The sequence below is a fragment of the Amorphus sp. 3PC139-8 genome, from assembly GCF_040750475.1.
Classification (GTDB): Bacteria; Pseudomonadota; Alphaproteobacteria; order Rhizobiales; family Amorphaceae; genus Amorphus.
Genome location: NZ_JABJVY010000026.1, coordinates 1 through 24,713 on the forward strand (window position 1 = coordinate 1; position 24,713 = coordinate 24,713).

Annotated in this window: 26 protein-coding genes and 1 tRNA gene; 16 read left to right on the forward strand and 11 right to left on the reverse strand. The window is 65.0% G+C overall.

Annotation, left to right across the window (positions count from 1 at the left end; translation table 11 throughout):
• Window positions 1–146: 146 nt before the first annotated feature.
• Both HNS03_RS20295 and HNS03_RS20300 read right to left on the reverse strand, forming a co-directional pair.
• A complete protein-coding gene (locus HNS03_RS20295) occupies window positions 147–1,325 on the reverse strand; it encodes a M20 aminoacylase family protein (protein ID WP_367197876.1) in 1,179 nt (392 codons plus the stop codon).
• Window positions 1,326–1,555: 230 nt separating this feature from the next.
• Entirely contained in the window at window positions 1,556–2,497 is a 942-nt protein-coding gene (locus HNS03_RS20300) for a VOC family protein (RefSeq protein WP_367197877.1), read from the reverse strand.
• A 530-nt stretch (window positions 2,498–3,027) separates the two neighbouring features.
• Here HNS03_RS20300 and HNS03_RS20305 point away from each other — a divergent pair.
• The 3 genes from HNS03_RS20305 (at window position 3,028) to rpe (ending at window position 5,937) form a co-directional block, all read left to right on the forward strand.
• On the forward strand, window positions 3,028–4,251 hold the full coding sequence (locus HNS03_RS20305; protein ID WP_367197878.1) for a benzoate/H(+) symporter BenE family transporter: 1,224 nt from the start codon (window positions 3,028–3,030) through the stop codon (window positions 4,249–4,251).
• Window positions 4,252–4,546: 295 nt separating this feature from the next.
• Window positions 4,547–5,173 (forward strand): TetR/AcrR family transcriptional regulator, encoded by a 627-nt coding sequence (locus HNS03_RS20310; RefSeq protein WP_367197879.1) that lies wholly within the window; start codon window positions 4,547–4,549, stop codon window positions 5,171–5,173.
• A gap of 77 nt (window positions 5,174–5,250) precedes the next feature.
• Window positions 5,251–5,937, forward strand: coding sequence for a ribulose-phosphate 3-epimerase (gene rpe, locus HNS03_RS20315; protein ID WP_367197950.1), 687 nt, complete (start codon window positions 5,251–5,253; stop codon window positions 5,935–5,937).
• 13 nt (window positions 5,938–5,950) lie between these two features.
• Here rpe and HNS03_RS20320 read toward each other — a convergent pair whose 3' ends face one another.
• Window positions 5,951–6,865, reverse strand: a complete 915-nt coding sequence (locus HNS03_RS20320) for a class I SAM-dependent methyltransferase (RefSeq protein WP_367197880.1) — start codon at window positions 6,863–6,865, stop codon at window positions 5,951–5,953.
• 132 nt (window positions 6,866–6,997) lie between these two features.
• On the opposite strand from HNS03_RS20320, the gene HNS03_RS20325 reads away from it, so the two are divergent.
• Genes HNS03_RS20325 through HNS03_RS20340 form a run of 4 tightly spaced genes read left to right on the forward strand, consistent with a single transcriptional unit; the run spans window position 6,998 to window position 9,475 of the window.
• Window positions 6,998–7,837 (forward strand): ComF family protein, encoded by an 840-nt coding sequence (locus tag HNS03_RS20325; protein ID WP_367197881.1) that lies wholly within the window; start codon window positions 6,998–7,000, stop codon window positions 7,835–7,837.
• Between the two features lie 41 nt (window positions 7,838–7,878).
• Window positions 7,879–8,145, forward strand: a complete 267-nt coding sequence (gene grxC, locus HNS03_RS20330) for a glutaredoxin 3 (protein WP_367197882.1) — start codon at window positions 7,879–7,881, stop codon at window positions 8,143–8,145.
• Complete coding sequence (locus HNS03_RS20335; RefSeq protein ID WP_367197883.1) at window positions 8,142–9,014, forward strand: carbon-nitrogen hydrolase family protein; 873 nt, start codon at window positions 8,142–8,144, stop codon at window positions 9,012–9,014. Before grxC ends, HNS03_RS20335 begins: the two co-directional genes overlap by 4 nt.
• Window positions 9,011–9,475, forward strand: coding sequence for a DUF1178 family protein (locus tag HNS03_RS20340; RefSeq protein WP_367197884.1), 465 nt, complete (start codon window positions 9,011–9,013; stop codon window positions 9,473–9,475). Before HNS03_RS20335 ends, HNS03_RS20340 begins: the two co-directional genes overlap by 4 nt.
• A 209-nt stretch (window positions 9,476–9,684) precedes the next feature.
• Here the strand turns inward: HNS03_RS20340 and hisN are convergent, their stop codons facing one another.
• Window positions 9,685–10,479: a histidinol-phosphatase gene (gene hisN, locus HNS03_RS20345; RefSeq protein ID WP_367197885.1), complete on the reverse strand. Its 795-nt coding sequence runs from the start codon at window positions 10,477–10,479 to the stop codon at window positions 9,685–9,687.
• Between the two features lie 432 nt (window positions 10,480–10,911).
• A complete protein-coding gene (locus HNS03_RS20350; protein WP_367197886.1) occupies window positions 10,912–11,799 on the reverse strand; it encodes an N-formylglutamate amidohydrolase in 888 nt (295 codons plus the stop codon).
• A gap of 214 nt (window positions 11,800–12,013) precedes the next feature.
• Here HNS03_RS20350 and cpdR point away from each other — a divergent pair, with 214 nt between their 5' ends.
• Both cpdR and HNS03_RS20360 read left to right on the forward strand, forming a co-directional pair.
• Window positions 12,014–12,373: a cell cycle two-component system response regulator CpdR gene (gene cpdR / locus HNS03_RS20355; RefSeq protein WP_367197887.1), complete on the forward strand. Its 360-nt coding sequence runs from the start codon at window positions 12,014–12,016 to the stop codon at window positions 12,371–12,373.
• 220 nt (window positions 12,374–12,593) lie between these two features.
• Window positions 12,594–12,668, forward strand: a tRNA-Val gene (locus HNS03_RS20360).
• A 36-nt stretch (window positions 12,669–12,704) separates the two neighbouring features.
• Here the strand turns inward: HNS03_RS20360 and HNS03_RS20365 are convergent.
• The 4 genes from HNS03_RS20365 to HNS03_RS20380 all read right to left on the reverse strand — a co-directional run bounded on the left by HNS03_RS20365 (window position 12,705) and on the right by HNS03_RS20380 (window position 16,803).
• Window positions 12,705–13,751 (reverse strand): AI-2E family transporter, encoded by a 1,047-nt coding sequence (locus HNS03_RS20365; protein ID WP_367197888.1) that lies wholly within the window; start codon window positions 13,749–13,751, stop codon window positions 12,705–12,707.
• A gap of 480 nt (window positions 13,752–14,231) precedes the next feature.
• Window positions 14,232–15,008 (reverse strand): ABC transporter permease, encoded by a 777-nt coding sequence (locus tag HNS03_RS20370; RefSeq protein ID WP_367197889.1) that lies wholly within the window; start codon window positions 15,006–15,008, stop codon window positions 14,232–14,234.
• Complete coding sequence (locus tag HNS03_RS20375; protein ID WP_367197890.1) at window positions 15,008–15,802, reverse strand: ABC transporter ATP-binding protein; 795 nt, start codon at window positions 15,800–15,802, stop codon at window positions 15,008–15,010. Before HNS03_RS20375 ends, HNS03_RS20370 begins: the two co-directional genes overlap by 1 nt.
• The gene (locus HNS03_RS20380; protein ID WP_367197891.1) at window positions 15,799–16,803 is read right to left on the reverse strand and encodes an ABC transporter substrate-binding protein; all 1,005 of its coding nucleotides are present in this window, start codon (window positions 16,801–16,803) and stop codon (window positions 15,799–15,801) included. The genes HNS03_RS20375 and HNS03_RS20380 overlap by 4 nt, the downstream gene beginning before the upstream one ends.
• 700 nt (window positions 16,804–17,503) lie before the next feature.
• On the opposite strand from HNS03_RS20380, the gene rpmI reads away from it, so the two are divergent.
• Both rpmI and rplT read left to right on the forward strand, forming a co-directional pair.
• The gene (rpmI, locus tag HNS03_RS20385) at window positions 17,504–17,701 is read left to right on the forward strand and encodes a 50S ribosomal protein L35 (RefSeq protein ID WP_367197892.1); all 198 of its coding nucleotides are present in this window, start codon (window positions 17,504–17,506) and stop codon (window positions 17,699–17,701) included.
• A gap of 124 nt (window positions 17,702–17,825) precedes the next feature.
• Window positions 17,826–18,194 (forward strand): 50S ribosomal protein L20, encoded by a 369-nt coding sequence (gene rplT / locus HNS03_RS20390; protein ID WP_367197893.1) that lies wholly within the window; start codon window positions 17,826–17,828, stop codon window positions 18,192–18,194.
• Window positions 18,195–18,464: 270 nt separating this feature from the next.
• Here the strand turns inward: rplT and HNS03_RS20395 are convergent, their stop codons facing one another.
• Both HNS03_RS20395 and HNS03_RS20400 read right to left on the reverse strand, forming a co-directional pair.
• The gene (locus HNS03_RS20395) at window positions 18,465–18,881 is read right to left on the reverse strand and encodes a VOC family protein (protein WP_367197894.1); all 417 of its coding nucleotides are present in this window, start codon (window positions 18,879–18,881) and stop codon (window positions 18,465–18,467) included.
• 210 nt (window positions 18,882–19,091) lie between these two features.
• Window positions 19,092–19,781 (reverse strand): CPBP family intramembrane glutamic endopeptidase, encoded by a 690-nt coding sequence (locus tag HNS03_RS20400; RefSeq protein ID WP_367197895.1) that lies wholly within the window; start codon window positions 19,779–19,781, stop codon window positions 19,092–19,094.
• A gap of 200 nt (window positions 19,782–19,981) precedes the next feature.
• Here HNS03_RS20400 and pheS point away from each other — a divergent pair, with 200 nt between their 5' ends.
• From pheS to HNS03_RS20425, 5 genes are all read left to right on the forward strand, one after another.
• Entirely contained in the window at window positions 19,982–21,094 is a 1,113-nt protein-coding gene (gene pheS / locus HNS03_RS20405; RefSeq protein WP_367197896.1) for a phenylalanine--tRNA ligase subunit alpha, read from the forward strand.
• Between the two features lie 313 nt (window positions 21,095–21,407).
• The gene (locus HNS03_RS20410; protein WP_367197897.1) at window positions 21,408–21,686 is read left to right on the forward strand and encodes an acyl carrier protein; all 279 of its coding nucleotides are present in this window, start codon (window positions 21,408–21,410) and stop codon (window positions 21,684–21,686) included.
• 8 nt (window positions 21,687–21,694) lie between these two features.
• Entirely contained in the window at window positions 21,695–22,159 is a 465-nt protein-coding gene (locus HNS03_RS20415; protein WP_367197898.1) for a 3-hydroxyacyl-ACP dehydratase FabZ family protein, read from the forward strand.
• Window positions 22,160–23,386, forward strand: coding sequence for a beta-ketoacyl-ACP synthase (locus HNS03_RS20420; protein WP_367197899.1), 1,227 nt, complete (start codon window positions 22,160–22,162; stop codon window positions 23,384–23,386). It abuts the gene before it with no gap.
• A 48-nt stretch (window positions 23,387–23,434) separates the two neighbouring features.
• Window positions 23,435–24,712 carry a beta-ketoacyl-ACP synthase gene (locus HNS03_RS20425; protein ID WP_367197900.1) on the forward strand — a complete coding sequence of 426 codons (1,278 nt, stop codon included), beginning with the start codon at window positions 23,435–23,437 and terminating at the stop codon, window positions 24,710–24,712.
• Window position 24,713: the final 1 nt, after the last annotated feature.

A 24,713-nucleotide genomic window follows, 5' to 3' on the forward strand; every position in this document is an offset into this window, starting at 1 on the left:
AGGGCCAAACTCATCCTCGGTCGCGTCACGACAGACACGACCCGCGGAGTGACGGCCGCCTGACCGCGTCGGGAGGCCTCGCCACGCCTTCCGACGCTCAAGCAAACCACAAATCAAACACACAAGCGGAGTTTGAATCGCGACCCTCAGGCCGCCGCTTGCGCCGGTAGCGCCGTCTCGACGAGCTTGACCCAATAGGAACAGCCGTAGGGGATCACCTCGTCGTTGAAGTCGTAGCCGGGATTGTGCAAGGCCGCTCCCGGGCCGTTGCCGACGAACAGGAACGCGCCCGGCCGGGCTTCCAGCATGAAGGAGAAATCCTCCGCGCCCATCATCGGCGCCGCCTCGGTGCCGACCCGCTCCGGCCCGGCGATCGCAGCCGCGACCTCGGCGGCAAAAGCGGTTTCGTCCGTGTCGTTGATGACGACGGGATAGTTACGCTCGTAGCGAAGCGTCGCCGTCGCGCCGTAGGCGGCGGCCGTTGCCGGCACCAGCTCCTTCAGGCGTGCTTCGACATGGTCGCGGACCTGCGGATCGAGGGTGCGGACGGTTCCGGCGAGACGGGCCTGCTGCGGGATAACGTTGTCCGTGTCTCCGGCATGAAACTGGGTGATCGACACCACCGCCGCCTTGAGCGGATCGACCGAACGCGACACCACCGACTGGACCGCGTTCACGATCGTGGAGCCGACCAGGATCGGATCCACCGTCGTGTGGGGCCAGGCGGCGTGACCGCCAACCCCGTCCACGACGATCTCAATCAGATCCGCCGACGCCATGAAGGCCCCCGGGCGCACGGCGAAGGTGCCGAGCGGAAGGTCCGGCAGATTGTGCAGGCCGAAGATCCGCTCGATTCCGAAGCGCTCCATGAGCCCATCGTCGAGCATCGCCTTGCCGCCGGCACCGCCTTCTTCCGCCGGCTGGAAGATCACCGCGACGGTGCCGTCGAAGGCACGGGTTTCGGAGAGATAGCGCGCCGCCCCGAGCAGCATGGCGGAATGCCCATCGTGGCCGCAGGCATGCATTTTGCCGGGAACGGTCGACGCGTAGGGCTTTCCGGTCGTCTCCGTTATCGGCAGCGCGTCCATGTCGGCGCGAAGCCCGATCACCCGGCCGGATCCCTTGGTGCGGCCATGGATGATGCCGACCACGCCCGTTTGCCCGATGCCGGTCACCACCTCGTCCACACCGAAGGAGCCGAGCAACTCCGCAACCCGCGCCGCCGTTCGATGGACATCGTAAAGGGTCTCGGGATGGCGATGGAAATCGTGACGCCAGGCGGTGATTTCCGGCAGGAGATCGGAGAAGCGGTTGATGATCGGCATCTGTAGCTCCGGTTGGCTCGAGCAGGATCGCGGACACGGGGAAACCGGGTCTTGCCTCCGTCCGCTCTACCACGAAATACGATCGACTTGTTCCAGAACGCGTTTGCAGGCCAAGTGGAAACCGGTTGGCCGTCCGGAAACGCGTCGAAACAGAACTTAGACCCGCTCCGCAAGTCCGAGAAAAGGAAACGGATCTAAAACGGCAGAATGGGCCGCCAAGGCGCACCGCGCTACGGAGCCGCGAGCCACGGCGGTTCGGCTTCCCTGGTCAGAAAGTGCATCATGCCAACACCCAGCGCAGGCGGAAAGCGAACGGAGACCCGGCCCGGTGCCACGTCGTCGGGCTCGATTTCCGCTTTTTCGAGCGTGGAGAGCACCGGCGCAAGATCGCTCACACCGATGCCGTAGGCCGCCAGGAACGGCGCCGGCGGGACGGGCCCGGAAACCGCGACGCCCGCCATTTCCGGCCGACACAAGGTCACCCGGCCGCGCTCCAGCTTAAAGGTGCGTCCGCAGGCGACCGGCGAGGATCTCCGCCCCAGAAAGCGTTCCCAGCGCGTCGTGGCCGGCTCCAGGTCCGACACCGTCAGGATCTGATCCGTCAGGCTGTAGGCGCCGTTCGGGTGCTGCATCATCTCCGCGCGCCAATTGGCGGTTTCGGTGCGGTGCATGATAAACTGGATTCGCCCTTCCGCCATGGCGCCGGGCACGGTGCGCGCCACGGAAAATGCCAGGTCGACCTCGAAACCGTCCGGATCGGCATAGCAGCGTCTGAGATCGACGATCGGCTGCACCGCAAAGCCGGAGTTGGCGAGCCGCGCGCGCTCGTAGACGGCATCGCGGGTCGAGAACGTCACCAGGTGCACCCCGACATAGCGCTCCATCGCCTGCTCGAACTGACGCGCAAGCGTGGTCTCAGCCGTCTTGGCGAGAATCTGGACATAGCCCCTATGGAACATGAGGCAGTGATTCCCGGTCCCCGTCAGAACGGGTGGTCCACCCAGCGGATCGGGTGAGGTCAGCACCGTCCAGGGCGTGGTGATGAAGCCGAGCGCGCGCAGCGCTTTCGCGGCGGCCTCGTGATCCGGTACGAAATGCCCGACATGATCGAGGAAAATCGATCCAAGATCCGGTGGCACCTGACGATCTTCGCCGGCGGTCGGAGCGCTCATGAAGAGGCCTTCCCGTCGCTACGGCCCCCTTTCGGCGCAGGCCCCTCGTACAGTCTGAACTGACGCATCCCAAGACAACCAATTCCACACGCCAAAGATGTATAAATATTAAAATAACAATTCAAAGACGCAACCTTTCTGGGCGCGGCCAGAAGTCTCCGGCCAACACTCCGAAGCCGTCGCGAACCGACAACCATAGTGCGTCCTTCGTGGATGCGCACATTCCGGCCGTGCCACGGTGGTATTGGACGCATCCGGTCCCGGTACCGAGCAATTGACTGCCATTATCCCGCATTGGACCACGCCCGCCAAAGCGAAGCGAATCGTCATTTGGAGGCCGCACGTGCCGTTCGACTGAGTCACCAAACAGGCGGATCGCCCCCGACCGACCACGACCGAAACGCTTTGCGTCGCGTTCGGTTTCTGGCATCACCCAATCCGGTCGGGACGTCGAGGCGATCGCGGCTTTGATGTAACCTGTTCGGCCAGGGCCGACCTCGGCCACCTACCTCTCGTTGTTCTGAGTCCAGATGCGTCTTTTTCCGCTCGAGCCCATCCGATGGCCGCCGCCCAGTCTTCGCGAGATCGCCCGGTCGATTTCGGCGGAGGGCGTTTCGGCGGCGCTGATCGCACTGATTCTGTCGGCGACCGGCACTTTCGCCATCCTCCTCACCATCGGCAGAGAAGCCGGCCTTCCGGCCGATCTGATCGGATCGTTCGCGGCGGTGGTGTACGGCTTCGGCGGCGTGACCACGATCGTGGTGTCGCTGCTCTACCGCCAGCCCCTGACCGTGTTGTGGACGATCACCGGCGCGACCTTGCTGCCCGCCGCGCTCACCCACATGAGCTTCCCGGAGGCGATGGGCGCCTGCATGGTGGCCGGTCTCGGAATGATGGCGCTCGGGCTGTCGGGTTCCATGCAGCAGGTAACGCGGCTGATCCCCTTGCCGATCGCGCTCGCCATGCTTCTCGGCGTTTTTCTGCCGTTCGGCACCGGAATGGTCAAAAGCGTGGTGGACCTACCCGAAGTCGCCGGCCCGACCGTTCTGGTCTATCTGATCTTCGCTGCGGTTCCCCGCATCGCTCGGCGGTGCCCGCCGGTGTTCGCCGCCCTGGTGGCGGGATTGATCGCGGTCGCGGTCTTCGACCCGGTCGCCGTCGGCGATTTGCCGACGCTCCACATCGTCGACCCGATCCTCGTCGTCCCGGAGTTCCGGCTGCAGGCGATTCTCAGCCTTGCCCCGGCGATGTTGCTCACCTCTGTCGCCATTCACAACGCACAGTCGATCGCGATCCTGAAATCGCGGGGATTCGAGCCGCCGGTCAACGGGCTCGTGACCGCGCTCGGGGCTCACAGCCTGGTGACGGCCTTGTTCGGCGGCGTGCCCGCGGCGATCGCCACGGTTCACACGGCACTGTTTTCCGCCGCCGGAGAGATGGACCGACGCTATGCCAACGCGGTCGTGTTCGGCGTGTTCGCCATCGTGCTCGGGCTGTGCGCCCCGATGGTTGCCAAGCTCGCGCTTGTTCTTCCCAACGGGTTCACGGTGACGCTGGCCGGACTCGCCCTTCTCGGTGTCCTGGAAGAGTCCCTCACCCAGGCGTTTTCCGGCCCGCATCGCTTTCCGGCCCTGGTGACGCTGCTCGTCTCCGCCTCCGGAATTGCCCCTTTCGGTCTCGCCGCCCCGTTCTGGGCGTTGGTTGCGGGCGTGAGCCTGGTCTGGCTGATCGACAGGCCGAAGAAAGAAGCCTAGGTCATGGAACGGCGCCTACGCCTTGTTCCGGCGCGCGTTCGAAGTGCAAGGCAGTATCTACGTCGTCAAGATGGGTCCCTGGAGCGAACGAATTCCGACGCAAGCCGTTTCCCCACCGGTTGCAGAGGTTGCAGACTTCGCAGAGCGAAAATGACTGAGATCATTTTCGCATTCCGCACGTTTCTTTAAAAATTTCTCATTTCGTCGCGACTTCGCACGCCAAAACGACGACCAACAGTTGCAAAGCCGTACGCTGTCGCGTTTGATAGTTTGAGATCCGACTGAAGGCCCACTCATGCCGCAGATCAAGAAGCAGGCTGTTGCTGATGCGATCCTGCGTGGTGCGAGCAGGTTGTTTCGCGAACGCGGCTATAGCGGCACTTCGATGGCCGAAATCGCCCGGGCCGCAGACACATCCACCTCCAACATCTACGTCTATTTCCTCTCCAAGCTTGATATTTTGTTCGCCATCTACCAGCCTTGGCTGGACGAACATTTTCTCAAATTGGAACGAGACCTTGAACAGATCTCCGAGCCGGCCAACCGGCTCGAGCACATTCTTCTAACGCTTTGGCGCGATCTGCCGGCGGCAGACAACGGCTTCGCCAACAACATGATGCAGGCGCTGTCCACCGCCTGCCCGAACGAGCGTTACGATCCGGGCCTCCTGCAATGGATGGTAAAGCGCGTGTCGGCGTTGGTGCGCACCGCCCTACCGAGCGAACATGCCGGTCTCGCCGAGGATGATGATCTAGCCCAGATCCTGGTGATGACCTTCGAAGGCTTTTCGATGAACCGCCAGTTGCCGGGTACCGCACCGACCATCGATCCGGCGGTGCGGTTGATGGTAGGACTATTGTTGGGCGATGCCGCAAGCAGCGGATCCCGCATACAGCCGGTACAGGTCACTTCAATCCGCTGACCCAATCCACATGTGAACGTTGCCGTTGCGGACGTGCGGTGTAAATGTCCGCGCGCAAACCACACGTGATGGAAGACATGCCCGGTCCGATCCGCATCGCCCCTTCGATTCTCGCCTCCGACTTCTCCCGCCTTGGCGAGGAGGTCTCCGCCATCGACGCGGCTGGGGCGGACTATATCCACCTGGACGTGATGGATGGCCATTTCGTCCCCAACATCACATTCGGCCCGCCGGTGGTATCGGCGATCCGCTCCGCCTCCAAAAAAGTGTTCGATTGCCACCTGATGATCTCGCCGGCGGATCCCTATCTCTCCGCGTTCGCCGCCGCGGGCTCCGACATCATCACCGTGCACGCCGAAGCCGGCCCCCATCTGGACCGCTCCCTGCAAGCCATCCGGAGCATGGGAAAGCGCGCCGGTGTTTCGCTCAACCCCTCCACGCCGGAATCGGCGATCACCTACGTGCTCGACCGGATCGACCTCATCCTTCTGATGACGGTCAATCCCGGCTTTGGCGGCCAGGCCTTCATCCCGGCGGTGACCGACAAGATCCGACGAATCGCTGAGATGATCGGCGACCGCCCCATTGAGATCGAGGTCGACGGGGGCATCACGGCGGAGACGGCCGGTATTGTGGCCGAGGCGGGCGCGACGGTACTGGTCGCAGGCTCTGCGGTCTTCAAGGCCGGCCCCGACGGCTATGGCGCCGCGATCGCCGATATCCGAGCGGCGGCCGAAGCAGGCGCAGCACGCCGGAATCGATAAGCGTCTCAAAAAGCTACTTTTTCCGCTTGTCCGGCCCGGTCTTTTCGCCAGCCGAACGCTCGACCGTCCCGAGCGCATCGGCCAGCCGGGCCGACGCCGACCCCGGCTTCAGGGGCTTTTGCTGGCTCTCGTGCGGGCGCCAGCCTGAGAGCGCGACCAGATCGAAGGTGGCGCGCAAGCGGCCATCGGGATCGGAAAACTGGTCCCGATAGATCGCATCGGCACGCGCCAAAACCTCACCCGGCAGCGGCCGCCGGTCGCGCCCGGAAAGGATGTTGGTCGCGCCCATCGCCCTGAGGTCCGCGACCAGATCGCCGAGACCGCCATAACGCACCGTGTAGCGGTCCACGTCGGCCACGGGGATGGCGAACCCAGTCCGTTGCAGAAGGCCCGCCGCGTCGCGCAGATCGGCGAACGGGTGCACTCGCGGGCTTGCGCCTCCCCGGAGATCCGCCTCCGCCGCCATCAGCGCCGTGCGCAGCTCGATCAACGTCTCGCCGCCGCAAAAGGCAGCCAGAAACAGGCCGTCGGGCACCAGAATTTGAGCCACCTGAGCAAACAGGCCCGGCAAGTCCGACACGCTTTGCGCCTGCAGTAAAGAGACGACCAGGTCGGCGGAATTTGCCGCGAACGGCAAAGCCTCCTCGTCGAACACCAGGGCCGGGCCGCCATCGGCCGGATTGGCGACCAGACTGTCGGCACGCACCACCCGCTTCGCCCGCCCTTCGGCCAGAAGACGCGTCCCGAAGGCACCGGAATGCCCGCCGAGATCGATCGCGGTTTCGAAGCTGCGCTGAACGGCGGCCAGCCGGTCGAGCGTATCGTCGGCGGCCACCCTCATCAGAAAATCCGCGCCTTCGCGTGGCTCCGCGAGCGCGCGGCGCCTGCGCTTGGTCAGCAAGGCGCGGTCGAACAAATCGGCGGCCATGGCAAATCCACTTTCCAATCCGTTGGCGGAACCCGACCGCAAGCGCTCCGCCGGGACCATCGAGACGACCCGTGGCGAAGCTGCCCGTCGATCACGTTTTTCGACCCCTGATCGATTTCAGCCGAATTCCGCGTGCGGCAGAGCTACACTTTCTTCATGTGGGAAGGCGACCCCGATCTTGCCGCCCCGCCGGAGCGGCGCCCAGGCGACAGTTTCGCCGCGCTCGTCGGCAGCGCCCGACGCGGCGGACGGATGTTGCTCGACCTGGTCGTTCCGCCGATCTGCGCGTCCTGCCGCATGCCGGTCGCCGATCAAACCGGGCTGTGTTCCGCCTGTTGGTCCAAACTCGCGCTTATCGAGCGGCCCTATTGCGAGCGGCTCGGCATTCCGTTCGCCTACGATCTCGGCCCCGGCGCGTTGTCGGCGGAAGCGATCGCCGCCCCGCCCCCGTTCGAGCGTTCCCGCGCGGTCGCCCGCTACGACGACATCGCCCGGCGACTGGTGCACGCCCTCAAATATCGCAACCGCCAGGAAACGGCGATCTTGATGGGCCGGATGATGGCGCGGGCCGGCCAGGAGATCCTCGCCGACACCGATCTGATCGTCCCGATCCCCTTGCATCGAACCCGGCTGCTCCTGCGCGGCTTCAACCAATCCGCGGCGCTCGCCAAGGTGGTCGCGCGGGAGACGAACCGTCCGCTTTCCCTCGACGGGCTGTTGCGCGTGCGGGCGACCCGCCACCAGGTCGGCCTGAGTGCGCAGGAGCGTGAAAGCAACGTGCGCGGCGCCTTCCGCATTCGCCCGGAAGCGGCAATCGAGATCACCGGGCGCCGGCTTCTCCTCGTCGACGACGTCTTCACCTCCGGCGCCACCGTCACCGCTGCCGTGCGCGCCCTGAAGCGAGCAGGAGCGGCCTCCGTCGACGTCCTGGTCTTCGCCAGGGTTGTTGGCAAACTCGACCAACCCATATAACCGGTTCGGTTCTTTCCCAAGATTCCGACCGAAAAAGCATCATGGCAACCGTCACCATCTACACAAGACAGTTCTGCGGCTTCTGCGATGCCGCCAAGCGCCTGCTCGATCAGAAGGGCATCGACTACGACGAGATCGATGCCACTTACGATCCGATCCGCAAGCGCGAGATGATCGAGCGCTCCAATGGCGGGCGAACCTTTCCGCAGATCTTCGTGGGTTCCGTCCACGTTGGCGGCTGCGACGAGCTCCACGCGCTGGAGCGCGACGGCAAGCTCGATCCGCTCGTCGCCGAGGCCCGGCAATGACGACTGCGGAGGCGGAGGCAGACGGAACCGTTTGTGTCGCTGCGATCCAGATGCGCGGCACGACCGATGCTGCGCAGAACGGCGACGAGGCCGAACGGCTGATCCGGGAAGCCGCCCGCCAAGGCGCGGTCTACGTCCAGACCCCGGAAATCACCAATCTGGTCGACCGGGACGGCGCCCGCATGCGCGCGGCGATGCAGACGGAGGCCGACGATCCGACCCTTGCCCGGCTTTCCGCGCTCGCACGCGACCTCGGCATCCACATTCACATCGGCTCGCTCGCGCTGAAGGAAGGCGACGCCGCCGTCAACCGCGGATTTCTTGTGGGGCCGGATGGCTCGGTGCTGGCGCGCTACGACAAGATTCACATGTTCGATGTCGACTTGCCGGACGGCGAATCCTGGCGGGAATCGCGGACCTATCGCCCGGGCGAGAAGGCCGTGGCGGTCGCCCTGCCGTTCGCCGGGCTCGGCATGACCATCTGCTACGATGTGCGTTTTCCAGTGCTCTATCGCGCGCTCGCCGTTGCCGGCGCCGATATTCTTACCGTTCCCGCCTGCTTCACCAAGCAGACCGGCGAGGCGCACTGGCACGTGCTCACCCGCGCCCGCGCGATCGAAACCGGCAGCTTCCTGATCGCCGCGACCCAGGGCGGCCATCACGAGGACGGACGCGACAGCTACGGCCACGCCATCGTCGTCGACCCTTGGGGCAAAGTCCTGGCGGAGGGTGACACCGACCCATGCGTGGTGGTCGCCGACCTCGACCTGACGCGGGTCGCCGCCGCGCGTCGGCGCATTCCCGCGCTTGCCAACGCCCGCACATTCGAAAAGCCCGAGACGATCGTCCGGGCGGAGGCGAACACGTGATTCGCTACCGTCTCGTCTGCGACCAGCGGCACGATTTCGAAGCCTGGTTCCGCTCCTCCGACGACTGCGACCACCAGCTTGCAAGCGGCGCGCTCACCTGTCCGATGTGCGGGTCGGCGACGATCGAGCGCGGCCTGATGGCGCCGTCCATCTCCAAGGCCCGCCGGGAGGTGACCCCGCAGGCCCCGGCGCCGGAGGCCCAGAGCGACAGCCAGCCCGTGCTCGCCCCGGATCCGAAGCTTGCCGCCATGGTGAGCGCCCTGCGCGAGATCCGCGACCGGATCGTCGCCTCGTCCGACGATGTCGGAGATCGCTTTTCGGAAGAGGCCCGCCGGATCCACTACGGCGAATCCGAAGCACGCGGCATCTACGGCCAGGCCTCGGCCGACGAAGCGGCGGAGCTCTTGGACGAAGGCATCCAGGTGATGCCGCTTCCCGTGTTTCCCGACGAGCGGAACTAAAGCGTTTCCAGGCCAAGTGGAACCCGGTTGGCCGTTCGGAACCGCGTCGAAACAAGAACTTTGACCCGCTCCGCGATTTCGAGAAAAGCGGAACAGGTCAAAAAAAGAGAACCGGTAAGCCGTCTTCCGAACGCCAGGCCTGTCGGCCCCCTCCGCAACCGACGCGCGCAATCGCGTTGCTTTGCCGCAAATTTGCTGCAGCGCAGCATTCATGCATTGGTCAGGAGCGCCTTCGCCGCCTCGTGAAGCGTCGGATCGCCGACCGCGAGTGCCGTGCCGTCGGAGGCGGCCGGGCCGCCGTTCCAGGCCGTCAGCGAGCCGCCCGCCGCCGCCAGCATCGGCACGAACGGGGCGACGTCATAAAGCTGAACGTCGGCCTCCGCGACGATGTCGCCCTGCCCGGCCGCGACCATGGCATAGCCATAGCAATCGGTGCCGTAGCGGACCGTTTTGACCGCATCGGCCAACCGCTCGAAGCCAGCCTTGCGCGCGCCCTTGAACATGTGCGGCGAGGTGACGAACAGGGTCGCCTCCGAGAGCTCGGGACAGGGCCGCGTGGACAGTTCCCGCCTCTCCTCGCCATGCGCCCAGTAGGCCGCACCGCCATCGACCCAGAATCGCTCCCCCACAAAAGGCTGCGCCATCATGCCCGCCACGGGCGTGCCGCGCTCCAAAATGGCGATCAGCGTGCCCCAGATCGGCAGGCCGGTTATAAAAGCGCGGGTTCCGTCGATCGGGTCGAGCACCCAGACCCGCTCCGCCTCCGCCCGCACGATGCCGTGCTCCTCGCCGATGATCCCGTCTTCCGGAAACACCTCTTCGATCAGCGCCCGCATCACCGTCTCCGCGCCGCGATCGGCCACGGTCACCGGATCGAAGTCGGTTTCGCCCTTGCTCTCCACCGTCTCCACCTGGCGAAAATGCGGCAGAACCGCCGCACCGGCCGCATCTGCCAGCCGATGCATCAGGTCGACGGCCTGTTGCAGATCACGCATATCAGCCATGCTTGTCCTCAAAATGCTTCCGTTAAAGCCGCAAACGCCCTGCGCTCGGCTCGCCACCCGGACCCGAAAATGCCAGGAAATCCGGGGTTTTTCGAGCCTTTTCCGATTTTTCAGGCGGCGATCCCGGACGCAATCGGTTGGCCGTTTTGTACACAGATCCGCGCCCTGATAGCCCAGTTCGACGTTCGAGGCACTTGACCTTTTTGCAGTGCACTGCCAATTTACCGCAATGCGATATGACGTTGTCGTATCGCAGCCCTCCTTGGGCGTTTCCTCCCTAGACTTGGGCCGCTTCGCCAGAAGCGGCCCTTTTTTCTTGTCGGCCATATGACGGCGAATGGATCGCGTCGGTTGTGGTGCGGGGCGCGACCGGATGGGGAAACGCGGGCGCCGGATTCCGCGGCCGTCCCCTACCGATTTTTCGCCGTCGCTCTATTCGGCGGCGTCGGCGAGCGAGCCGCTCAAGGGGACGAGCTGCATCAGCCGCTCGGCGAACCAGGTCAGATCCTCGGCAAGTGCGGTGAACCCCGCCATCCGGCGATAGTGGCTCTCGTCCATATAGAGACCGCGATTGACCTCGATCTGCAGCGCGTGCACGCCGACCTGCGGGCGACCATAATGCTCGGTGATGTAGCCGCCGGCATAGGGGCGGTTGCGGCCGACCCGGTACCCCAGCTCGCTCAACAGCGCCACGGCGGCATCCGCCAACGCCGGCGCACAGCTCGTCCCGAAGCGATCGCCAACGATGAAGTCCGGCCGCGGCCGACCTTCGAACCCGCGCGCGGACGACGGCATGGAATGGCAGTCGACCAGAACGGCGATGCCGAACATCTCCAATGTCGAGCTGATCAGCCCGCGCAGCGTCGCGTGATAGGGCTTGTAGAGCCGCTCGATGCGATCCAGCCCCTCTTCCACGGTCAACCGGTCGCGATAGATCTCTTCCGCGTCCGCCACCACGCGCGCGATCGTGCCCAACCCGCCGGCCACGCGAATCGAGCGGGCGTTGATGTAGGCCGGCAGTCGGCCGACGAACATCGCGGGGTCGAGTTCGTAGGGCTCCCGGTTCGCATCGAGATAGGCGCGCGGAAAATGCGCCCGCATCAACGGCGCTCCCAGACCGACCGCGCCGGCGAACAGCTCGTCCACGAACGTGTCCTCGGAGCGACGGATCTGGACCGCGTCCAGCCGGGAGCTCCGCAGAAAGGCTGCGGGATAGGCAACGCCGCTGTGCGGCGAATTGAACACGAAGGGCGTGCGTTTTCCGGTGGGTTCCAGGATTTCGAAGGCGGGTGTCGTCTCGAAATCGTCGATCGTCCGCATTCTCAATCCTTTTTCTGAGCGCCGAACGCACACCCGCGGAAGCTCCAGTTTGCCGCCTTAGACCCGCATCTGTCCATCGCGCCGGGCCCTCCGATGGCAACATTCCGGAAACCTTGTTTTTTGACGCCGCTTTTACGTGCACCGGGCCAAGAGGGAGAGACAAGGCGGCGCGCCAAGACGCCGCGGCGGCTCAAACGTGGAAAAGGGGGCTTCGTTGCGCATCCTTTTGGCCGAAGACGATCATGATATGCGCGCCTTCCTGACCAAGGCGCTGGAACGGGCGGGCTATCATGTCCAGGCGTTCGACAATGGATGGAGCGCGTACGAGCGGCTTCGCGAGGAGCCCTTCTCGCTGCTCCTGACCGATATCGTCATGCCGGAGATGGACGGGATCGAACTCGCCCGTCGTGCGACCCGGCTCGACCCCGACCTGAAGGTGATGTTCATCACCGGCTTTGCGGCTGTGGCGCTCAATCACGAGACCGACGTGCCGCGTCCGGCCAAGGTGCTGTCGAAGCCGTTCCATCTGCGCGAACTCGTGCGCGAAGTCGGGCGCATGCTCGAAGCCGCCTGACGGCCCGGCGCGGCCGGGCGCCGCGATCCGTGTCCTTTTCCCGAATAAGCACGGGAAAATTCCAACGCCATTCTTGCGAGCGGCTGCGAACCTCGCTATACGCACGGATCTCGACGGATCGCAAACGCCATCCGGTGCCGTGATCCTTGCGCGTCGATATCCCACCTTGTCGAACAGGCCTTCGAAGGCACGCTTCGGCGATGGATCGCGCAGCTCGGTCGGGCGGTTAGCTCAGCGGGAGAGCGCTACCTTGACACGGTAGAGGTCACTGGTTCAATCCCAGTACCGCCCACCATCCACCCCCTTCCGTTCCGGCCATGCGACGCCCCTCTCACTCCGCAGGGGACGGCTCGTCGTCGCCGGTATCGGGAAGTCGACCATTCGCCGACAGAATGATAGCGACCGGCCGCAGCGACGGCACCTCCGCGCAGATAACGGTGACAACCGTCAGGACTGGAACGGCGATGAGAGCGCCGACGATCCCCCAGACCGCACCGCCGGCGAAGACCGCAAACAGCACCGCCAGCGAACTCAGATTGAGCGACCGGCTGGTAAGCTGCGGTAACAGCACGTTGCTGCAGACGATCTGGACGACGCCGAGCACGACCAGGACGATCAGGAACGGCTCCAGCGCGGAATATTGCAGGAACGTCATCGCCGCCGGCACCGTGATCCCGAACAGGGTCCCGATCGTGGGCACGAAGCTGAAGACGAAAATCAGCACCGCCCAGAACAAGGCAGCGTCGACGCCAAGCAGCGCCAGAACCGCGAAAGTCGGGACCGCCTGCAGCACGCCAATCAGAACCTGAACGCCGAGATAGTCGTAAACGCCGCGCCGCACCTTCTCCAGATAGACCCGAATCTTGCGTTCGCGCACCGGATCGCCGGCCAGGGCGGCGATCTTGCCGTCCAGCGCCTGCGCTTCTGTGAAGATGAAGATCACGTAAATCAGAACGACCAAGAGCGCCATCAGATAGGATGCCGTCGAGCCGGCGACGGTCAGCGCGAAGCGCGTGATCTGGACCCGCCCGATCAGCCCGGCGACGCTCAAATGCTCTTCCTCGCCCAAGAGCTCGCCCACCAACGCCAGCCAGCGATCGAGGTTGGTCTCGTAGAGTGTCAGATTGGCATGCAGTTCGGCGATATTTTCCGCAATAAACAGGCCGAGCGTCAAAAACACGACGAGAACGACGGCGGCCCCCAGGATTCGGGCCACCATCTCCGCTTTGCGGAAAGTGCGCGGCAACAGCATCGTTGCCTTATGGGTCGCCGCGCTCAGCACCAGGACCACGACCAGCGCCACGGCGACCGGCTGAAGCACGCCGCGCGCCGTGATCATGATCCAGATGATCGCCGCCGTGGTCACGGCTATGCGCATCGGGTCCTCGCCGTCATGTCCGGTCCTTTCGCGTCCCGACTGCCGGCTCGCCAAGGGGGGCGAGATACGGCGCCCGTCCCGGACAAGCGATTCACGCGCAAATCAGACCCGATTTTGCACCGCAATGCGAGGGGTAAGCCTACAAAAGTCGTCCCGCACCATGCGGACTTCGATACGGCTAGAGACTAGGTCATGGACTCATAAATGCGAATGTTCCGGCGCCTGAAACGGCAAAGAGATGCCAGGAGAGCCGCGAAGGGCGGGGTCTTTCCCCCGTCCGAGCGGGTTGACGAAGCAGGTCGAAGCCGTTTCGGCGTCCGAAGGAGCGAGTCGATTTGCCCGACTGCTGCGTCGCAAAATCTTGAAAACCGACCGGGTTTCCTGCGCTCTTGCTCCTGGCATTCGACCAAATCGCCTCCGCCCGGACCGTCCGGATTTATGAGTTCATGACCTAGGGTCAGAACCGAATGCTCGGGCGCCCTACTCCGCCTTCGCCACCGAGGCGTGCCAGGGCGTCAGCCAACCCCTGAGCCGAGCAATCAGCGTATAGAGCGCGAGCCCGATCAAGGTCAGGAACACGATCACACCGAACAGTTCCGGCACGCGCAGCTCCTGCAGATAGGAGACGGCGAGATAGCCGAGGCCTTCGTTCCCGCCGATGAACTCGCCCACGATCGCCCCGATCATCGCCATCACGACCGCCACTTCCGTGCCGGCAAGCACAACCGGCAAAGCCGTCGGCAGCTCCAGCATGACGAAACGCTGAAGCGGACCGGCCTGCAGGATGGTGAACACGTCGCGATCCTCCGGCTCCACGGAGCGGAACGCGACCAGCGCGTTGGAAAACACCGGGAAGAAGGATAGCGCCGCCGCGATCACGATCTTGGATTCCAGCCCGAAACCGAACCAGAGAATGAACAACGGTGCGAGCGCGATCTTCGGAATGAGCTGAAACGCCACGATGAACGGCTTGAAGGCCCATTCCAGCATCCGCACGCGCGCCATCGCCACGCCCAGGAACACGCCCAAGGCGACCGCGATCAAAAATCCGGACACCGCCTCGATCACCGTTATCCAGGCGTGGTGCCAGACCTTGGCGTCCCCGACCATGCCCACCAGGGCGTAGAGGATCTCCAGCGGGGTCGGCAGAATGAAGGCCGACACGTCGGCGGTGCGGACATAGAGCGTCCACAGGATGAAGAAGACCGCCACCGTCAGGGTGGGAAGAGCGATCCGCAGGACGCGCTGATTCGACATCAATGGGCTCCCGTCAGCCGCTCGCGCAGATGGTGCAGCATGTCGCGGAATTCGGCTGATTCCTGCACCGCCAGTGTCCGGGGATGCGCAAACGGCATCTCCACGATCTCGGTGATCCGTGCCGGGCGCGCGGCGAGCACCACCACCCGGTCGGAGAGAAAGGCCGCTTCGGTGATGGAATGGGTCACCAGGATGGTGGTGACTTTCGCCGCCTCGCAGATCGCCAGGAGCTCGAGATTCAGCGCGTCGCGGGTCATGGCGTCGAGCGCACCGAACGGCTCGTCGAGCAGAAGCACCTGAGGATCGGTGATCAGCGCGCGGGCGAGCGAAGCGCGCTGCTTCATGCCACCGGAGAGCGCCGTCGGGCGAGCCTCCTCGAAGCCCTTGAGCCCGACCGTCTCGCACAGCGCATGGGCACGTTCGCGGCGCTCCGCCTTGGCAACGCCCTGGATGCGCAAGGGCAGCGCGATGTTCTCCGCCACCGAATACCAGGGAAACAGCCGTGCGGCCTGGAACATCATACTGATCGGCCGGGTGGCCTCCGCCAATCGCCGGCCGCCGCGCCAGACCGATCGGCCGCGCACGATCACTTCGCCCTCGCTCGGACGCTCCAGGCCGGCGATGATCCGGAGAAGGGTGGTCTTGCCGCACCCGGACGGGCCGAGCAGCGAGACGAACTCGCCGCGCGGCATATCCAAGGTCGCCTCGCCGATCGCGCGGACGGCGGACGTGCCTTCCCCAAAGGTTTTGCCGACGCCGACCAGGCCGATATCGGCGGCCCCCTCAGTGGTCATCCCTTCAGCGCCCGATCGAGCAGCGCGTTGGTGTAGAGGTCGGTGGCCGGCACCTTCTTGCTTATCAGGCCGGTCTCGGCGAGCGTGGTGACGGCATAGTCCCAAACCGAAGGAACATTGCGAAGGAGATTGTCCTTGCCCTTGGCCGCCCAGTTTTCCGCGTTGGCGCGGAGATCGCGTTGGGCCGTCTCCATGTTGGACAGGCCGTTCACGTCGTATTTGTCGCCGATGATCTTCAGGATCGGCGCGAGATCCTGGGTGTTGACGATTTCCAGCGCGGACTTGTGGGTCGCCTTCAGGAACGCGACGAACTTGTCGGGATGGGCCTCCACCTCATCGGGATGGGCGACATAGACCTGCCCCGGCATGCCGTCGTCCATCGGGATCGCATAGACGCCGTCGCGCACTTCGCTCGCCTTGATCATGGAGGAGGTGTTGCCGATGAACGCGCCCGCGCGGCCGGCTTCGATCAGGGCGTAGGAGGCCGCCGAATCGGCAACCTTCACCTTTTCCACCTTGTCCGGCGAAAGGCCGTCGGCCGCCAGCATCAGATCCAGCGTCGCCTCCATGGAGCCGCCCAGGCTGGCCATGCCGACGGTACGGCCGACCACGTCCTGAACCGACTTCACCGGGTCTTCCGAAGACGAGATGATGAAGAAGGGCGAAAGCTGCGCGATGGTTGCGATCGAGGTCAGCGGGGCGCCGTTGTTGACCTTGGATACGATGTAGTTGGTGCCGCCGGTGCGCCCGGAATCCATCTGCTTGGCGATCGTCATCTGGGCGGCGAGCGCCGCGCCCTTGCCCGCCTGGATCGTGCAGTCGAGCCCCTCGTCCTCATAGAAGCCCGCGGCGGAGGCATAGAGCACCGGCGCGAAGGAGAGCGAAAAGGCAAACGGCGTAATAAAGTTGAACGTCGTCGCCGCACGTGCGCCGATGGGCATGGAAATGAGCGCCACACCACCAAGTGCCGTCGTCAGGAAACTCCGCCGGGTAAAATCCATTGCTCCGCCTCTCTGGTCAATATTGAACAATTTGTTCTTATAAAGAACATAGCAGGTTGTGGCAGCCGCTTCAATTCGCCACCTATCCCCGCAGACAGGTGAAACGCGGTCCGCACATCTGTCCATACCGGCTGAGCTGCAGGCCCGCGGCCCGTTCAACCCCAGATCCCTGTCCTGAGCAGTTCGTCCGTTGTCTTATGGAGCGTCGTCCGTTCGTCCCGAGACCAAACCTGTCTCGCGCGCCGGCCGGACGGATACGATTGCGCGCGCAACCCGCGCAAAGATTGCTCCGCCTTCCTTGCATTCCTGCGCCAGCGCAGCTATATCGTGCGCCTTCCGAGCGTACGGTCCGGCCGCGGTCGGGATCCCGCCTGAGCGCGGCGGCCTCCATTTTCTCGCAGTTCTGCGACATTCGTCGACAGTGCGAGGATGGCGCCGGCGCTCGGCTTCGGTGCGCTTTTTATGGTGCGCCGGCCGGATCCGCCGCGACACTCTACGTCGAGCGCCGCGCTTCGGGACATTTCGGCCTGGATCGGTGCCGTCCGTCCTGCCCGGAGATCGGGCCAGGAGAGAGCCGGCGTCGGTTTGGGCCACACCTCGCCAAACGCAGGGGACGTTCCCCTTCGCGAGGCGATCATCAGTTTGCTGGGATCGGACGAGCCCAGATCGAGAAGAACCGTCGAACTCAAGGGTCACCGAGATGCCCAAGCTGAAGACCAAGTCGGGCGCGAAGAAGCGCTTCAAGCTCACCGGCACCGGCAAGGTGAAGGCGCAGCAGGCCGGCAAGCGCCACGGCATGATCAAGCGGACGACGAAGTTCATCCGCAAGGCGCGCGGCACCACGGTGCTGGCCGATCAGGACGCCAAGATCATCAAGAAGTTCCTGCCCTACGCCTAAAAAGGTCGGGGCATCGGGGCGGCCGATCGGGGCTGCCCGTTAACATGAGCGAGACGGACCACGGTGGCGCGAGCGCAAACGCAAGGCGCTCCGGACCAGGTCCGAGACATTCGGAGAGCGAACGATGGCACGCGTGAAGCGTGGCGTGGTGGCCCACGCCCGGCACAAAAAGGTCCTCAAGGCCGCCAAGGGCTACTATGGCCGGCGCAAGAACACGATCCGCACGGCGCGGGCAGCCGTCGAGAAGGCCGCCCAGTACTCCTACCGCGACCGCAAGGTCCGCAAGCGGCAGTTCCGTGCGCTCTGGATCCAGCGCATCAACGCCGCCGTGCGCGAGCACGGCATGACCTACAGCCGCCTGGTGGACGGGCTGAACAAGGCGGGCATCGAGGTCGACCGCAAGGTGCTGGCCCATCTCGCCTACAGCGAGCCCGAGGCGTTCAAGGCACTGGTGGACCAGGCGCGCGGCGCGCTTCCCGCCGAGCTGCAGTAAGGCGCCGTCCGGGCGCTTCTGCCCGGGTCGGATTCCTCTACTCGACGACACGGATAAGCCTGGCCGTTGCGACGGCCGGGCTTTTTGTGTGACCGGCGATCTTCAGGCGAGTGTCGGGTTTAGAGCGGTCCCAAGCCAAGTGGAAACCGGTTGGCCGTCCGGAAACGCGTCGAAACAATCACTTAGACCCGCTCCGCAAGTCCGAGAGATGCGCGCAGAGCCGATAAGCGAAACAGCGTCGCGCGCATCATCAATAAATGCGGAACGGGTCTAGAAATTCGGCCAGAGCCCAGGCGTCGCGAGCTCCACGACATTGTCGGCCGGGTCGTCGAGATACAGGCTCCGGCCACCGGCGGGCCAACGCACCTCGCTCGCGATCGCCACGCCATGGCTCTTGAGCGTCTCCAGCCAGCGATCGTAGTCGGCAAACGAGACGTGGAAAGCGATGTGGCCCGGTCCGTCGCAACGGTGCCCGGGCACCCGGCCTCCAGGCAGGTCCTTGTCGACTTCCGCCGCAGCGCGGTCGAAGAGAAGAAGATTCTGCCCCGTGCCGGCCTTCAGCACCTTCATGCCCGCATGCTCGGCGACCAGTTCCAGCCCCAGAACGTCCTGATAGAAGGAGGCGGCCGCGTCGAGGTCGTCTGCATAAAGGACGGATTCCACGATGCCTTGGATCTCGGGTCGCATGTCCCTCGCCTTTGGCTGTCGCCTTGATCTGCGACTGAACGCATAACGTTTTGATCCGCCCCGAGAAAAGGGACGCGCAACTGCCGCAAAGGTTCCCTGTTCGTCCCAGGTCTGGTCAATTCCTTCTCACGTCGTCCGATGACCAGATCCGCTTTGTTCTCGGAGCGGGATGCGGGCGGAAAACCGGTGTCCCCTTTTCCTCATCCCGCTCTATCTTCCCGAATAAAGATACTGCCCGAGCCCGACGGTGAAGACGAGATTGCCGTAAAGACTGTGCTCGATCCACACCGGCCAGAAGGTGTGCGTGCGGTCGTAGCGCCAGGCGAACAGCACACCGCCCGCCGCCGACAGCACGATCGCGACCCAGTTGCCGAACAGAATGTGGGCCGCCCCGAACAGCACGGCGTTGGACACGATCATCGCGCCCCGATGGCCGGCAAACAGGCTTTCGTAGCGGTGGAAGAACAGAACCCGGTAGATCAGCTCCTGGCTCGCCGCCGACGCGATCGGGTAGAACACCATAATCGTCAGCCAGAGATCCGGCCGGTAGCGCGGCAGCCAGAGAAAGCTGCCCGGCGTCATCCACCGCACCGCCGCGGCCGTCGCCAGCGCGACCGGGATAAACAGCGCCAGGATATGGGCGAGCTCCAGGAGCGGCGGCCATCGCCCGAACGTCGCCCGCCAGGGAAAGGTCCGATCGCCGATGAGAAGCATCACGAAGATCGGCAGGATGACCGCCATCACCATGAAGACGCGCACGTTCAGCGCATCGGCGATCAAAAACACTGCCGGGGGCGCCACCACGAACAGGAGCACCAGCTCCGCCCATAGCCGCAGCCGGCGCCGGCGGGCCGATTTCGGGTCGCCCGAGAGGGTTTGGTAAGAGGAGATCGAGGTCATTTCCGGATTCGATTGAGAGAAAGCCGATCACGTCGAACGGCTGTGGCGAGGGTGTGACGAGGCGGTCGCATGCGACATCATGCACCCCGACGATTGCGGAAACGGCTTTCGGTTTCTATAGCTCGGGCCACGCGCCGGTTCAGCCGGCGGCACGACATCCCGGCGGGCCTATCGCACCCGCCCCGACGCCTGGACCGATGATGACCCAAACCGCCTCCGAAACCAGCCCCGAGACCTTGGCAGCGCTCGAGGCCGACCTCACCGAGCGGATTGACGCTGCCGACAGCGATGCCGCCTTGGAAGAGGTTCGCATCCACGCCCTCGGCAAGAAGGGCGTGGTCTCCGAACGGCTGAAAGCGCTCGGCGGCCTGTCGCCGGAGGAGCGCAAGACCGTCGGCCCGGCGGTCAACGGCCTGAAAGCCCGCATCAACGACGCGATCGCCCAACGCCGCACCGTGTTGCAGGAACGCGCGCTGACCGAGCGTCTGGCGGCCGAACGCATCGACGTCACGCTACCGGTCCGTCCGGCCCCGGTGGAGACCGGCCGCATCCATCCGGTGAGCCAGGTGATCGACGAGCTGACGGCGATCTTCGCCGATCTCGGCTTCCAGATCGCCGAAGGGCCGGATATCGAGACCGACTACTACAATTTCACCGCGCTCAACTTCCCCGAGGGCCATCCCGCCCGGGACATGCACGACACCTTCTTCTTCAATCCGAAAGAGGACGGCTCGCGCCTGCTGCTGCGCACCCACACCTCTCCGGTGCAGATCCGCAGCATGGAGACGGTGGAGCCGCCGATCCGCATCATCGTGCCCGGCCGGACCTATCGTTGCGATTCCGACCAGACCCACACCCCGATGTTCCATCAGGTCGAAGGCCTGGTGATCGACGAGACGGCGACCATCGGACACCTGAAGTGGATCCTGGAGGAGTTCTGCAAGGCCTTCTTCGAGGTCGACAACGCCCAAATGCGGTTCCGCCCGTCCTTCTTCCCCTTCACCGAACCGTCGATGGAGGTGGACATCCGCTGCCGCCGCACCGGCAGCGAGGTCCGCTTCGGCGAGGGGGACGATTGGCTGGAGATCCTGGGCTGCGGCATGGTGCACCCCAACGTGCTCAGGAATTGCGGGCTCGATCCCGACCGCTACCAGGGCTTCGCCTGGGGCATGGGCATCGACCGCATCGCCATGCTGAAATACGGCATGCCGGACCTGCGCGCCTTCTTCGAAGCCGATCTGCGCTGGCTGTCCCACTATGGCTTCCGCCCGCTCGACATGCCGACCCTGTTCGCCGGCCTCAGCCAGAGCTGACCGGCCGGGTGCGCCCGAATCAAGTCGGATGGCGAGGAAAGCGCAAAACCCCGCCATCTCGCCGCCCATATGGTGTTCCATCACCCTCGACTTGTGCTAAGGAACGCCTCCGACACGAGACTGATCAGGCCTGATTCCGCCCCGACACACCCGAGCGCGGAACGGGCGGTGAGCGGACCTGAGAACAGCGGATTCCGCCGAGCCGCGGCTCGATCCCCTATCAAGTGGTCGCAGGTGGCAGCGGGTCGCGTCGGCCGGCCGATCCGGGTCGCATGGCCGACCGACCCGACGAGAATAAGGAGCATTGCGATCGATGGATTCGACCTTCGATAAAGTCGCCGACATCATTGCCGAGACCTGCGAACTGCCGCGCGAGACCATCACGCCGGAAAGCCACGCGATCGACGATCTGGGCATCGACAGCCTGGACTTCCTCGACATCGTGTTCGCGATCGACAAGCAGTTCGGCATCAAGATCCCGCTGGAATCCTGGACCGAAGAGGTTAACAGCGGCAACGCGGCGGCCGAAGACTACTTCGTGCTGAAAAATCTCTGCGCCCGGATCGACGAGCTGGTCGCTGCCAAGGGCTGACAGGGCGGATGCGGCTCGAATATTTTCAGATGATCGACGAGGTGACGGTCCTGGACCGCGCCTCGAACCGTCTCGAAGCACGCTCGACGGTTCCGACCGAAAGCACCGTCTTCGAAGGTCATTTCCCCGGCTATCCGCTGATGCCGGGCGTGCTCCTGATCGAGACGATGGCCCAGGCATCGGGCTATCTGGTGCTCGCTCACAACGGATTTTCGCGGATGCCCTTCCTTGCCGGCGTCAAGCAGGGCAAGCTCAGGACATTCGTCGAACCCGGCACCGAGCTGATGATCACCGCCACGCTCACCCATGACGGTTCCGGCTTCTCCGTCACGGAGGCGGAGATCGCCGTTCAGGGCAAGCGCGTGTGCGATGCCGCCCTGACCTTCAAGACGATGGCGTTCCCGAGCCCGGATCTTGAAGCGATGATGCGCCGCCAAGCCGACGAAATCGGCCTTTCGGGGAGCGTTGACTAAATGCCGGAAAAGGACCCGCGCGACGCCGTCATCACCGGGATCGGCCTGGTTTCGCCGATCGCTGACGGGATTTCGGAGCACTACCGCCTGCTGGCCGCCGGCGAGCGCGTGCGCCCGCCCGTGGATGCGGACACCTACGCGCCCTTTCCGGTCCATCCGATCACCGAGATCGACCTCTCCACCCAGATCCCCCGGCGCGGCGACCAGCGCCAGATGGAGAACTGGCAGCGCTACGGCACCTATGCCGCCGGGCTTGCGCTGACGGATGCCGGCATTGCCGGCGAGAGCGAGATCCTGGAGCGCACAAACCTGATCGTAGCGGCCGGCGGCGGCGAACGCGATGCCTCCGTCGACGGCGACATCGTCCAGGGCTGGCGGGATGCGCCGGATCCCGGTGCGTTCCTGAACGAGCGGCTCGGCTCCGATCTCAGGCCGACCCTGTTCCTCGCCCAGCTTTCCAACCTGCTGGCGGGCAACATCTCGATCGTCCATCACGTTACCGGCTCGTCGCGCACCTTCATGGGCGAGGAGCTTGGCGGCGCCACCACGCTGGAGACCGCCTGGCGGCAGATCCGGGCCGGTCAAAATGACGTCTTCCTGGTCGGCGGCGCCTACAACGCCGTGCGCTACGACATGGTCGTGTTCCTGGCCATGTCGCAGGGACTCTGGCAGGGCGCGGACGTGCCGGACATTTGGAACCGCACCGGCCAGCAGGGCGGCATGGTCCCCGGCTCGATGGGGGCGTTCCTGGTCCTGGAAAGCCGCGATCACGCCGAGGCGCGCGGCGCGCGGATCTATGCCCGCATCGAGGACGTGGTCACCGATCGCGGTGCGCGCGACGGCTCGGAGCGTTTCCAGTCGCGGATCGAGCGCCAGCTCGGCCGGCTCGACGCCGCGGCCGGCGATGCGCCGATCGGTCTTTTGAGCGCCACCAGCGGCGTCCCGGCCGCCCTTGCCGCCGAGCGGACGATGCTGGACCGGATCACCGCCGACCGGACCGCATACGTTCGCGGCACGGGCACGGTGCTGGGCCACGGCATGGAGGCCCAAATGCCTGCGGCCGTGGCGTTGGCTGCGGCCACGCTCGGCGAAGGCTCCTTCTATCCGCCGTTCGCACAGGCGGAGATCGAGGCGGCCGCCACCGACACGCCCTCGACCGTGGCCGTGACCGGATGGGGCGCATGGCGCGGCGAGAGCCTGACCGTGCTTTCCGCCGACAACGAATAACGTCCACCGCCTGGCGGACGACCCGGGCGGCAATTCGGATGGGACACCATGAGCAGCGCAACCCACGATGAGAAGGGCCGCCCCATCGTCGCCATTACCGGCCTTGGCGTGGTCACCTCGCTCGGCCAAGGCAAGGACGACAATTGGGCGGCCTTGACCGCCGGCACCTCCGGCATCCGGCGCATCTCCCGCTTTCCGGTCGAAGGCCTGCGAACGACGGTCGCCGGCGCGGTCGACTTCATCGAGCTCGACGAGTTCTCCGCGCCCGCGCTGACGGAAACGCTGGCCGTGATGGCCGGCGAAGAGGCGCTTGCCCAGGCCGGCATGCCGACTTCCGACACCTTCCCCGGCCCGCTCTTCATCGCCGTGCCGCCAGTGGAGCTGGAATGGCGCCAGCGCCTTGCTTTGTTCGAGGCCGGGAAGGCCGGCGAAGGCTGGCATCGGATGCTCGACGGCGCCCAGCATGGCGACTGGGTGGAGATGTACCGCACCTTCTCCTTTGCCGGTATCGAGGAGCGGGTGGCCGACCGGTTCGGGACCCAGGGCGCACCGATCTCGCTGACGACGGCCTGCGCCTCCGGTGCCACCTCGATCCAGCTCGGCGTCGAGGCGATCCGGCGCGGCGATTGCGAGACGGCGCTCTGCCTGGCTGCCGACGGCTCGGTTCACCCCGAAACCGTCGTGCGCTTTTCGCTCCTGTCGGCGCTTTCGGCCCAGAACGACCCGCCGGAGAAAGCCTCCAAGCCGTTCTCCAAGAATCGGGACGGCTTCGTCGTCGCCGAGGGAGGCGGCGCCTTCGTGCTGGAGAGCCTGGAGCACGCCCGGGCCCGCGGCGCGGAGGTGCTGGCCATCGTCAAAGGCTGCGGCGAACGGGCGGACGATTTCCACCGGACCCGTTCCAAACCGGACGGATCCTCCATCATCGGCGTCTTCCGCGATGCGCTGAAGGATGCCGATCTGACCGAGGCCGACATCGACTACGTCAACGCCCACGGCACCGCGACGCCCGAAAACGACAAGATGGAATATCTTGCGCTCGCCGCCGTGTTCGGTGACGCGCTGGCCGCGATCCCGGTGTCGTCCAACAAGTCCATGATCGGCCACACCATCACGGCCGCCGGCGCGGTGGAGGCGGTGTTCTCCGTCCTCTCGCTCAGGACCGGCCGACTTCCGCCCACGATCAACTATGACGAGCCCGACCCGACCATCCCGCTGGACGTGGTACCGCATGTCGCCCGCGACGTTCCGATCCGCACGGTGATGTCGAACTCGTTCGGCTTCGGCGGCCAGAATGTCGCCCTGATCTTCGCGGCGGAACCGTTCTGAG

Coding starts and splice junctions, on each gene's coding strand:
- HNS03_RS20295 (WP_367197876.1), bottom strand. CDS start 1,325: ATGCCGATCATCAACCGCTTCTCCGATCTCCTGCCGGAAATCACCGCC.
- HNS03_RS20300 (WP_367197877.1), bottom strand. CDS start 2,497: ATGAGCGCTCCGACCGCCGGCGAAGATCGTCAGGTGCCACCGGATCTT.
- HNS03_RS20305 (WP_367197878.1), top strand. CDS start 3,028: ATGCGTCTTTTTCCGCTCGAGCCCATCCGATGGCCGCCGCCCAGTCTT.
- HNS03_RS20310 (WP_367197879.1), top strand. CDS start 4,547: ATGCCGCAGATCAAGAAGCAGGCTGTTGCTGATGCGATCCTGCGTGGT.
- rpe (WP_367197950.1), top strand. CDS start 5,251: ATGCCCGGTCCGATCCGCATCGCCCCTTCGATTCTCGCCTCCGACTTC.
- HNS03_RS20320 (WP_367197880.1), bottom strand. CDS start 6,865: ATGGCCGCCGATTTGTTCGACCGCGCCTTGCTGACCAAGCGCAGGCGC.
- grxC (WP_367197882.1), top strand. CDS start 7,879: ATGGCAACCGTCACCATCTACACAAGACAGTTCTGCGGCTTCTGCGAT.
- HNS03_RS20335 (WP_367197883.1), top strand. CDS start 8,142: ATGACGACTGCGGAGGCGGAGGCAGACGGAACCGTTTGTGTCGCTGCG.
- hisN (WP_367197885.1), bottom strand. CDS start 10,479: ATGGCTGATATGCGTGATCTGCAACAGGCCGTCGACCTGATGCATCGG.
- HNS03_RS20350 (WP_367197886.1), bottom strand. CDS start 11,799: ATGCGGACGATCGACGATTTCGAGACGACACCCGCCTTCGAAATCCTG.
- HNS03_RS20365 (WP_367197888.1), bottom strand. CDS start 13,751: ATGCGCATAGCCGTGACCACGGCGGCGATCATCTGGATCATGATCACG.
- HNS03_RS20370 (WP_367197889.1), bottom strand. CDS start 15,008: ATGTCGAATCAGCGCGTCCTGCGGATCGCTCTTCCCACCCTGACGGTG.
- HNS03_RS20375 (WP_367197890.1), bottom strand. CDS start 15,802: ATGACCACTGAGGGGGCCGCCGATATCGGCCTGGTCGGCGTCGGCAAA.
- HNS03_RS20380 (WP_367197891.1), bottom strand. CDS start 16,803: ATGGATTTTACCCGGCGGAGTTTCCTGACGACGGCACTTGGTGGTGTG.
- rpmI (WP_367197892.1), top strand. CDS start 17,504: ATGCCCAAGCTGAAGACCAAGTCGGGCGCGAAGAAGCGCTTCAAGCTC.
- rplT (WP_367197893.1), top strand. CDS start 17,826: ATGGCACGCGTGAAGCGTGGCGTGGTGGCCCACGCCCGGCACAAAAAG.
- HNS03_RS20395 (WP_367197894.1), bottom strand. CDS start 18,881: ATGCGACCCGAGATCCAAGGCATCGTGGAATCCGTCCTTTATGCAGAC.
- HNS03_RS20400 (WP_367197895.1), bottom strand. CDS start 19,781: ATGACCTCGATCTCCTCTTACCAAACCCTCTCGGGCGACCCGAAATCG.
- pheS (WP_367197896.1), top strand. CDS start 19,982: ATGACCCAAACCGCCTCCGAAACCAGCCCCGAGACCTTGGCAGCGCTC.
- HNS03_RS20410 (WP_367197897.1), top strand. CDS start 21,408: ATGGATTCGACCTTCGATAAAGTCGCCGACATCATTGCCGAGACCTGC.
- HNS03_RS20415 (WP_367197898.1), top strand. CDS start 21,695: ATGCGGCTCGAATATTTTCAGATGATCGACGAGGTGACGGTCCTGGAC.
- HNS03_RS20420 (WP_367197899.1), top strand. CDS start 22,160: ATGCCGGAAAAGGACCCGCGCGACGCCGTCATCACCGGGATCGGCCTG.
- HNS03_RS20425 (WP_367197900.1), top strand. CDS start 23,435: ATGAGCAGCGCAACCCACGATGAGAAGGGCCGCCCCATCGTCGCCATT.